Annotated in this window: 7 protein-coding genes and 1 pseudogene; 3 read left to right on the top strand and 5 right to left on the bottom strand. The window is 70.7% G+C overall.

Annotated elements, in window-relative coordinates; translation table 11 throughout:
- Positions 1 to 78: 78 nt before the first annotated feature.
- Both ABZ823_RS26635 and ABZ823_RS26630 read right to left on the bottom strand, forming a co-directional pair.
- A complete protein-coding gene (locus ABZ823_RS26635; protein WP_361665347.1) occupies positions 79 to 1,302 on the bottom strand; it encodes a cytochrome P450 in 1,224 nt (407 codons plus the stop codon).
- A gap of 253 nt (positions 1,303 to 1,555) precedes the next feature.
- Positions 1,556 to 1,891, bottom strand: a pseudogene (locus ABZ823_RS26630) (MerR family transcriptional regulator); the annotation flags it as partial.
- 59 nt (positions 1,892 to 1,950) lie between these two features.
- Here ABZ823_RS26630 and ABZ823_RS26625 point away from each other — a divergent pair.
- Positions 1,951 to 2,871, top strand: coding sequence for an NAD(P)-binding domain-containing protein (locus ABZ823_RS26625; RefSeq protein ID WP_361665345.1), 921 nt, complete (start codon positions 1,951 to 1,953; stop codon positions 2,869 to 2,871).
- 94 nt (positions 2,872 to 2,965) lie between these two features.
- Here ABZ823_RS26625 and ABZ823_RS26620 read toward each other — a convergent pair whose 3' ends face one another.
- Both ABZ823_RS26620 and ABZ823_RS26615 read right to left on the bottom strand, forming a co-directional pair.
- Positions 2,966 to 3,850, bottom strand: a complete 885-nt coding sequence (locus tag ABZ823_RS26620; RefSeq protein ID WP_361665343.1) for an NAD(P)-binding domain-containing protein — start codon at positions 3,848 to 3,850, stop codon at positions 2,966 to 2,968.
- A 124-nt stretch (positions 3,851 to 3,974) separates the two neighbouring features.
- Positions 3,975 to 4,490, bottom strand: a complete 516-nt coding sequence (locus ABZ823_RS26615) for a flavin reductase family protein (RefSeq protein ID WP_361665341.1) — start codon at positions 4,488 to 4,490, stop codon at positions 3,975 to 3,977.
- Positions 4,491 to 4,808: 318 nt separating this feature from the next.
- Between ABZ823_RS26615 and ABZ823_RS26610 the strand changes: the two genes are divergently transcribed.
- Both ABZ823_RS26610 and ABZ823_RS26605 read left to right on the top strand, forming a co-directional pair.
- Positions 4,809 to 6,362 carry an aminotransferase class III-fold pyridoxal phosphate-dependent enzyme gene (locus tag ABZ823_RS26610; protein WP_361665339.1) on the top strand — a complete coding sequence of 518 codons (1,554 nt, stop codon included), beginning with the start codon at positions 4,809 to 4,811 and terminating at the stop codon, positions 6,360 to 6,362.
- 130 nt (positions 6,363 to 6,492) lie between these two features.
- Entirely contained in the window at positions 6,493 to 6,843 is a 351-nt protein-coding gene (locus ABZ823_RS26605) for a helix-turn-helix domain-containing protein (RefSeq protein WP_361665337.1), read from the top strand.
- 84 nt (positions 6,844 to 6,927) lie between these two features.
- On the opposite strand, the gene ABZ823_RS26600 is transcribed toward ABZ823_RS26605, so the two are convergent.
- A complete protein-coding gene (locus tag ABZ823_RS26600; RefSeq protein ID WP_361665335.1) occupies positions 6,928 to 9,312 on the bottom strand; it encodes a BTAD domain-containing putative transcriptional regulator in 2,385 nt (794 codons plus the stop codon).
- Positions 9,313 to 9,925 lie beyond the last annotated feature (613 nt).

The raw sequence follows: 9,925 nt of genomic DNA, 5'->3' as shown, positions 1-9,925 counted from the left end.
CCCACCCCACCCGCCCCCCCCGCGCCAGGGTCCGGCCGGGGGGTGCGTACGGCGGGCCGTCCGGGTGTCTCACGGGGTTCACACGGCGGCAGGCGTCCCGATGCGCACCGGAAGTTCGCGGTGCCCGTTGGAGACGAACGACTCCAACGGCAGCAGTTCCTCCGCCGGCTTGGCGAACGCCATCTCCGGGAAGCGCGCGAACAGGGCGGGCAGCGCCACCCCGGCTTCCAGCCGGGCCAGAGGGGCGCCGAGGCAATAGTGCACACCGTGGCCGAAGCCGATGTGGTCCTTGCGGGTGGCGCGGGTGATGTCGAAACGGTCGGCGGTCTCCCCGTGCACCTTGGGGTCCCGGCCGGACGCGGCGAAGGAGATGATGATGGCGTCGCCCTTGGCGATCGTCACGTCACCGATCCGGATGTCCTCCACCGCGTACCGCAGGGGAAGGTTGGCGAAGGGCGCCTCCAGGCGCAGCGCCTCCTCGACCACGTCCTCCCAGGCCGCCTCGCCCAGGCGGACCAGGGCGAGTTGGTCGGGGTGGGTGAGCAGGGCGTAGACCGCCTGGTCGATCAGATTGGCCGTGGTCTCGTGGCCCGCCGTGAAGGTCAGCAGGATGGTGTCCACCAGCTCCCGCTCGGTCAGCCCGGACCCGTTGTCGTCGTCCCGTACCGTGACCAGGGCGCTGATCAGGTCGTCGGCGGGTTCCGCGCGCTTGAAGGCGACCAGTTCGGCGAGCAGTTCGTACACACGGCGCTCGTAGCCGGCGACCTCCTCCGCCGAGACCTGGTTGGTCATCCAGGCGCCGATGATGCCGAGCAGTTCGTCGCGCATCCGGTCGGGGATGCCGAGTAGTTCGGAGATCACCTGGGTCGGCAGCCCGTAGGCGAAGTCCTCCCGCAGGTCCACCGGGCCGTGCCGGCCCTTTTCGGCTATCGCGTCGAGCAGTGCGGCGGTGATGGCCTCCACCCGGGGCCGCAGCGCGGCGGTGCGGCGGGCGGTGAAGGCCTTGGCGACGAGTTTGCGCAGCCGGCTGTGCTCCTCGCCGTAGGCGGTGATCATGTTGCGGTCGGCCACCCACATCGCCAGCGGCCAGCTCTGCGCGAGCTCGCCCTCGCCGTTCTCCCAGGCGGGCCAGTGCTGGTAGGTGTCGCGCGACACCCGCGGGTCGGTCAGCAGGCTCTTGATGGTGGCGGTGTCGGTGACGGCCCATACGACGACCCCGCCGGGCAGCTCCACCTGGGTCACCGGGCCTCGTTCGCGCAGCAGGGCGGCCTCGCCCTGGATGTCTCGGCCGGAGGGGTCCATCGCATAAGGACAGGACGGAGCGGACACAGGCTGCCTCCAGGAAGTGGGCAAGGGGGTTGGTCTGTCGGGCCTCAGGCTAGGGACGGTCCGTAACCGCCGGCCCACCGCTCGTTCTGCCGCCGCTCCCGCGCCCGGCCGGGTGGTCGGGGCCGGCGGACGGGACCGTCCTCGGCCTGCGCCAGGCGGTGGGATTGGCCGCCACGGGGCGGGCGGCGGGCCGCCGTTGCGGGCGCCTGAGCTGGTGTGTGCCGGCGATGACCCCGTCCAGCACCGACAGGGCCGCCCTCAGGTCTTCGATGGTGCCCCTGATCCGCTCGCGCTCGCCGGCGAGGGCCGAACGCAGCTCGCCGCACACGGGGGCGTGGTCGAGCCGTTCCTCGCGCAGGCACGGCAGCAGCTCCGCGATGGCCGCCGTGCTCAGTCCCGCGGCCAGCAGCACACGGATCCGGCCGACGGTGGCCACGTCCTCCTCGTCGTACTCGCGGTAGCCGCTGGCTGTGCGGGACGGCCGCAGCAGTCCCTGTTCCTCGTAGTACCTCAGGGCCCGGTGGGTGGCTCCGGTCCGCCTGACCAGCTCACCGATCCGCACTGTCTTCTCCGCCCTTCCGGTTGACTCTCACCCCGACGTCAGGGCCTACGGTCGGCTGCATGACGACCAATCAGCTCTCGGAACGGCCGGGCCGCCCGGCCGACCTGCCGCGCCCACCGGTGACGGTCCTGGGCCTCGGCCCCATGGGGCAGGCCCTCGCCGACGCCTTCCTGCTCAACGGCCACCCCACCACCGTGTGGAACCGCACCGCGTCCCGTGCCGACGCGCTGGTCGGCCGTGGTGCGACCCTCGCGTCCACCCCTACCGCCGCGGTGGACGCCAGTCCGCTGGTGGTGGTGTGCATGCTCGACTACGACGTGGTGCGCCACATCGTCGGCCCCGTCGCCCCGTTCCTGATCGGCCGGACGGTGGTGAACCTGACGGCGGACACGCCCGAACGCGCCCGCGAGATGGCGGCCTGGGCGGCCGCGCGCGGCATCGACTACCTGGACGGCGCGATCATGACGCCGACCACCTCCATCGGCGGCCCCGACGCGCTGGTGCTCTACAGCGGCACGGAGCGGGCCCACACGGCCCACCGGCGGACGCTGGAGGCCCTGGGTGGCACCGGGGTGTACCTCGGCCAGGACCCGGGCCGGGCCGCGGCGCACGACATCGCGCTGCTGGACCTGTTCTGGACCGCGATGAGCGGTGTGGTGCACGCCTTCGCGCTGGCCGAGGCCGAGGGCATCCCGGCCACGAGTCTCGCACCGTTCGCGCAGGCGGGTATGCGGCAGCTGCCCGACATCGTCGCCGGCTACGCGGAACGCATCGCGCAGGACCGGCACCCGGGCGACCGCTCCAGCGTGCGGTCGGCGTCCGCGGGCATGGAGCACGTGGTGCGCACCGCCCAGGCCCGCGGCCTGAACACCGATGTTCTGGACGCCGCTTGGCGGCTGGTCCGACGCGAGGTGAGCGCGGGCCACGGCGACCAGGGTTTCTCCTGGCTGGCAAAGGCGCTGGCCGGCCGGACCGGGTGACGGTCGGGCAGACGTGGTCGCCCGGCACGGCTGGGGGAGAGCCGTGCCGGGCGACCACGAGGCCGGCACGGCCGGAAGGCCGTGCGCACCGCCGCTATTCGGGCTTGCGGATGACCTCGATCATGCTGGCGAGCGCGTCGGCGCCGTGGCCGTCGGCGACCCGCTTCTCGAGGAACTCCTTGATGGGCACCATCAGGTCGGGTCGGATGCCCTGCGCCTCGCTCGCCTTGATCATCTTGGCCAGTCCGACGGCGTTCAGGCCGACGGTGGAGATGTTGGTCTCGTACTGTCCCGCGTCGACCTGCTGCGCCGCCCCCTTGATGCTGGGGAGGGCGACATGCGTGATCCACGCCTCGGCGAAGGGCAGCAGGGCCGACGCCGGCACCTTCTCGCTGCCGACCAGTGCGAAGCCGTGCAGGGCGCTGGTCAGCGTGGACCACAGGATGCCGAGCAGTGCCAGGTCGTACAGGGCGGCGATGCCCGCGTCGGGGCCGAGGTGGACGCTGTTCCCGCCGAGCACCTTGAGGGTTTGCTGATGGGCCTCGAAGGTCTCCTTCGAACCGCCGTAGAAGAGCAGGGTCTGCGGCAGTCCGACGGCCGGCGGCACCGTCATGATGTAGCCGTCGAGGTACTGCGCGCCGATCCGTTCGGCCCACTTGGCCGCCTCCCGGGCGTCCTCGGGCAGCCCGGACGTCAGGTTGACGACGACCTTTCCGGCGAGGGCGTCGCTCACCGGGTCCAGGATGGCGTGCGCGGCCTCGTAGTCGACCACGCAGACCACCACGATGTCCGCGGCGGCCACCGCCTCACCGACGTCCGCGGCGCGGCGCGCGCCCTGTTCCACGAGGGCGTCGGCCTTTCCGGCGGACCGGTTCCACACGGTCGTCGGGTGCCCCGCCTTGAGGAAGGCGCCGGCGAGGGCCGCCCCCATCATCCCGAGGCCGATCACCGTCACGGGCGCACGATTCTCACCGGCCACCACGATCACTCTCCTTGACACATATCGATTTCAAACGGGCATGCCCCGGGGGCCACCGGTACGGCGGCCTTCGCTCAAGCGGTGTTTCTCAAGCTAGTCGGGGAACTGAATAAGGCTCAAGTACTTACTGCAAAGTGCGCACCCGGTCCGGCGTCGACCCGACGGCGTCGACCGAACGGAAGGAGCCGTTGTAGAAAAGAAGTCCGGGCCCGTCGTCGCCAGACCGGGCGTCGAGCACCGAACCGAGGAATATCGTGTGGTCCCCGGAATCGTGAGAGCGGTCCAAAGCGCATTCCAGCCAGCCCAGTGCGCCGGAAATCAGCGGTGCGCCGGAGAGCGGGCCGGGCCGCCAGTCCAGGGCGGCGAACTGCGCGGAGCCGAGCGGCCGGTTCTTGTCCGCGAAATGCCGGGCCACGTCCTCCTGGTCCGCTCCGAGCACGGACACCGCGAACCGCCCGGCGGCGCTGATCGCGCCGTGCATCACCGCGCTGTGCGCGACGCAGCACAGGACCAGCGGCGGGTCGAGCGACACGGAGGTGAACGCGTTGGCCGTCATGCCGTGGACGTGTTCACCGCCCACGGCCACCACGATCACCCCCGTGGCGAACCGGGACATTACCTCACGCAGCGAGGAACGCATGTCATCCTTCCCATCTCGACGTGCGCCGCCGGTCGGCGTCCGCCGGACGGCTCGGGGCTCGGAGCCCACCGGGCGCCGACCGCGACAGGCCGCCGTCACGGTATCCAGCACGGGTACAGGCCCCGTCCACCGATAGGTAACGCGGCACTAACGCCTGCGGCGGAACCGCACACTTACCGGCGCATGACCGGCCGTTGGAAAGTCGCTCGTAAAATCCCGGCATGGCTCGTGCCCCGGCGGCGGAGTTTCTCGTTTTGCATCAGCCGTCCGGGTCCGCCCTCTCTTTCCGCCGCAGGCGACGACGCAGATAGGACAGGCATGAATTCTCCGTCACCGCAGTCCGGGCTCGCGGAACCCGCCATGCAGGAGCTGTTGGCCCTCCTCGGTATCGACGTCGAGTACGTGCGCGGCGAGGGCAACACGCTGTATTTCCTCGACGAGACCGGTCGGGAGGTGCCCGTCATCGACTACGCCGGTGGCTACGGGGCCCTCGTCCTGGGGCACAACCACCCCGAGGTCGCCGCCGCCGTCGAAAGGTTCCTGGGGGCCCGCCGTCCCGTGCTCGCCCAGGCCTCCCGGCAGCCGGCCGCCGCCCGTGTGGTCGCCCGTCTCAACGACATCGTCCGCCGTGAGTTCGGCACCGCCGAGCCGTACTACGGGGTCTTCTCCAACAGCGGCGCCGAATCCGTCGAAGTCGCGCTCAAGCACGCGGAGTTCGACCGGCAGCTGAGGGTGCGGGCCTTGCTCGAGGAGATCGCCGGGCACGTCGAACGGGCACGGGAGGCGGTGCGGGCGGGGACGGCCGTGCTGTCCGCCGACGCGGACGGCGACGTGGAGGCCCTCGCGGAGCGGGTGCGGGCGGCCAATGCCGCCGTCGCGGCGCGGCCTCCGGTCTTCCTCGCCCTGGAGGGTTCCTTCCACGGCAAGCTCGTGGGCAGTGTCCAGCTGACGCACAACCCGGCCTACCGCACGCCGTTCGGGGCCATGGCCGCGCGGGCACGGTTCGTCCCCTTCGACCAGCCCGAGGCGATCGCCAAGATCGCCGAGGAGGAGCGGGAGGTGCTGCTGGACCTCCGCCTCGAGGACGGGCGGGTGAGCGTGGTCGAGCGGGACTTCCCGCTGTTCGCGGCGCTGTTCATGGAGGTGATCCAGGGAGAGGGCGGCATCAGGGAGGTCACCGAGCGGCAGGCGCGGCGGATCCGGGAGGCGTGCGCGGCGCTCGACTGCCCGGTGGTGGTCGACGAGATCCAAAGCGGCATGGGCCGCACCGGCGCGTTCTTCGCCAGCTCACTGATCGGGTTGCAGGCCGACTACTACACCCTGGCCAAGGGCCTCGGCGGCGGCATCGTGAAGACCGCCCTCACCCTGGTCCGCGGCGAGCGGTTCCGCCGGGAGTTCGACCTCGTGCACACCTCGACCTTCGCCAAGGACGGTCTGTCCCTCGCCGTGACGCACACGGTGCTGGACGTGCTGGAGGCCCAGGACGGGCAGGCCTACCGGCAGGCCGCGGAGCGGGGTGCGCGGCTGGCGGGCCTGTTCCGCTCGCTCCTGGACAGCTATCCGGGGGTGGTGAAGGAGGTACGGGGCAAGGGACTGATGCTGGGCCTGGAATTCCGCGACCTTTCCGGGGCGGCGGCTCCCCGGCTGCGCGAGGCGGCCCGGTCGGACATGCTCGGATACGTCGTCGCCGGATATCTGCTGCGCGCGCACCGCATTCGCACCTTCCCGACGGCGAGCGCCGCCAACACCCTCCGGTTCGAACCGTCGATCTATCTCACCGACGATGAGATCGCGGCGCTGGATACGGCACTGCGCGATGTGTGCGCGCGACTCGGCGACCAGGACGAGGTGGCGTTCTTCGGCCCTGAGTGAGCACACCGGCACCGGCACCGAAGTTCTCGCGGGGTCCGCGCGCCGCCCGGTTGGCCGAGAATCCGGTTGTGTCACCGTGACCGCCACGCCTTAGCATGACGGCAACGATCAAGTAAAGACCCATGTCTCCATGAGCACTTGCGGGGGTGCAATCTTGAGCGTGAGGCTCAGGCCGACGCACTGTGGGCTGGATGCCGCGATGGAAGTCATCAGCGGCAAGTGGAAGGTGGTCATTCTTTGGGCGCTCGCCCAGCAGCACCGTCGTTTCGGTGAGTTGAAGCGGGCCATTCCGGACGTCAGCGAGAAGGTCCTGATCCAGCACCTGAGGGAGCTGGAAGCGGACGGAATCGTGCACCGCGAAACCTACGACGTCACGCCCATGCGCGTCGAGTACTCCCTGACTCCGCAGGGTGTCGCACTCAACGAGGCGCTCAAGCCGCTGGGCGCGTGGGGCCGGGAGCACCTTCCCATCCAGGTCTGAACATCCCGGCCGCGCCGCCGGCCGGGATGTGGTGTGGCCCGGGTGCCTCGCACCCGGGCCACACCACATCGCTGTCGGCGGCGCTCAGCTCGCGACGGCTCCGCAGGTCCGGGCCGCCCCGAGTTGCCGGGGACGGCCTAGGGCCAGCAGGGTCCGCATGATGAAGCGCCTGCGGCGCTCGTCGGGCCGTTCGCCGGCGCCGACGGGCCGTGCCCCGGCCGGGGCGCCGGATGCGGGACGCTGCGGTTCTGCGCGCCGGGTGGCGGCCGAGGCCATCGCGAAGTCGAAGAGCTTGTCGACCGCCGCGTCCGACAGGGGCTCCAGGGTCATCGATGTGAAGTGGTGTTTGCCGCCGCCCCAGTCCGCGCGCCGCTGGAACAGTTCCGGGCGGGCGGAGGCCACCACCAGCAGGGGGACCCCGGAGAAGTCCGCCAGCCCGCTGACGAAGTCGAGCAGCGCGTTGTCCGCCCGGTGCAGATCGTCGATGACCAGGACCAACGGCCGGTCGAGCACGCTGCGTTCCAGGAAGTGCAGCCAGGCGTCCAGCTCCGATTCCGGATCCACCGGCCCGGCCGGCGCCCCCGACGGATCGAGCAGCGGCGTCAGGCAGAGCAGCAGCCGGTGTACCCGCTCCTCGCCGACCAGGCCGCGCACCGTCCGCTCCAGCTTGGCCAGCGCCATCTGGACACCGTCGTTCGGCTGCACTCCGCACAGGGCGGACACCAGTTCCGCCTGGAGGGCGAAGATGCTGTCCTTGCCCGACAACGGGGCCCGGCCCGCCTGGAATCTGGCCAGGTAGACCTGTTCCTGGACAACGTTGCCGAATTCCGCGAGGAAGCGGGTCTTGCCGCTGCCGGGCTCGCCGAGCACCGTGACCAGGTGCGGGGTCGACCGGTGCATGGCCCTCTTCAGCAGACCGCCCAGGAGCCCCAGTTCGAACTCGCGCTCCACGGTGGGCATGGTCGCCAGGTCCATGTAGTCGGCGCGGATACCGAGGGCCACCCCCTTGTCCGCGTCGTCGGTCACGTACTCGATCATCGACCGGGTGCGCTCCAGGGTGCGGTCGCACACCCGGATACCGTCGGCGGCGGCGCGCGACAGCAGGGCGTGGCAGCGGTCCAGCAGCGTCCCGCTGATCGTCGTGGCCGGCGCGCCGTCCGCGGTCTCCCGGTAGCGCAGGAGGGCTTCTCCGGTGGCGACCGCGGCGTGCAGGGACAGCGCCGGCCCCGCGCCGTCCAACTGCGCCATCGGCCCTACGGGCGCGTTGAGGCCGTCCCGGATGGCCAGGGCGCTGAGCACCGCGCGTGCCGCGTCGTCGGTCTCGTCCGACGAGTCGAACACGGCCATGGACACCGAGCCGATGGTGGCCGTCACGGAGCCGCCGAAGTGCTCGATGCTCTCCTGTGTCCAGCGCGAGACGCGCTCCAGCAACTCGTCCGCGTCGGCTGTGCCCAGGCCGTAGGGGGCGTCGGCGGGTGCGTCGTCGGCGGCCAGGAGCTGCGCGCGCACGAACAGCACGGCGACCTGGCGGCGCTGTACGGATCCGGCCACCGCCTGCGCGGGGGCGGCGTCCCGCTCCGTCTCCGCACGGGCGGGCCGCTCCGTGTCGCCCGGCGGTTCGGGGGCCGGCACCTGCGACACCGCGGGGTCCGGGTGGTCACGGTCCTGCGCCGCGGGCTGTATCGGAGGCACCGGGGACAGGGGGCCGTGCGGCTCGCCGCTGATGTGCAGCACCTCCGGGAGGTTGAGCGAGGGGTCCTGGGTGAGGATCGCCTGGTGGAGCAGCTGGAGCTCCCGGCCGGGCTCGAGCCCGAGGTCCTCGACCAGGACGTGCCGCACCCGGCCGTAGACGTTCAGCGCGTCGGCCTGCCGGCCGCTGCGGTACAGGGCGAGCATCAACTGGCCGCAGGAGCGCTCCCGCAGGGCCGTGTCCTCGACCATCGCCTCGAGTTCGCCCAGTACGGCGTGCTGCCGACCGCATGCCAGTTCGGCGTCGAAGTAGTCCTCCATGACGTCCAGGCGAGAGTTCTGCACCGCGGTCAACTCCGGCCAGTTGATCCCCGCCTCGACCAGATCCGCCAGAGCGGGCCCACGCCACAACTCCAGTGCGCCCCGCAGCAGCTGCGCCGCCTCCCGAGGCGAGCCCGCCGCGAGCTTGGCCCGCCCTTCCTCGACCACCCGCTGGAAGCGGTACAGGTCGACGTCGTCGGGATCGACCGCGAGCCGGTAGCCGGGTGGCTGGGTCACCAGGGCCGGGCGTTCCGCGCCCTGGGGTGAGGTGAATACACGCCGCAGCCCCCATACGGCGTTCTGAAGGATCTTGCGCGCCGAGGTGGGCGCGTCTTCCACGGGCCACAGGACGTTAAGCAGCTGACTGGTCGCGACGACCCGGTTGGCCCGCAGCAGCAGATAGCCGAGCGTCGCTCGCTGCTTGGTGCCCCCCAGCGCCACCTGTCGGCCCTCGTCCAACGATTCCAGAGGTCCCAGGATCCGGAATTGCACAGTTCTCCCCACGTCGTAACTGTCCAGCGGATTCCGAAGGAACACCCCCGCGATGCTGTTGCCTCTCCACCTGCGCGTACCGCCCCCGCTGTGACCCTGGTCATAGGTTTCTCTTCAGCATGTCACCGAAGAAGGCTGGGGCGGCGAACAAGGCTGGGTGAACGAATACCGATGATGGACAAGAAGATTTAGCCACGAGTCGCGTACAGGTTTACCCATCGGTAAGACAGGGGGTGCTCCAGGGTCGAAAACAGCGTTGCGGTACAGGCCTGACCCTAAGCTAGGCACACGCTTTGAAGTAAGTACTTACTTTCTGGTGAGCACTTACCTTGCGGTAAGCACCCGCCGCCTCGACACATCGCCCTGACCTGGCCCGAAAGCGCGAAGCGGAACCCGGGTGCACCCTATCCATCCGGCCGCCACCGGCAGGTAATCAGCGATCCACCGCTCCCGCCGGAATCCCAAGTTACCGATCCGTGACCGCGCTCGGGACGGGCTCTGTCACGATTCCGTGAGTTCCCAGGGCGCGTCGGCCCGCCGCCTACGCAATTCGCCGGACGGCGCCGTACACGCGAATCCC

The organism is Streptomyces sp. NPDC047079, from assembly GCF_040643755.1.
GTDB lineage: Bacteria > Actinomycetota > Actinomycetes > Streptomycetales > Streptomycetaceae > Streptomyces.
This window is presented reverse-complemented; position numbering and strand designations above follow the sequence as displayed.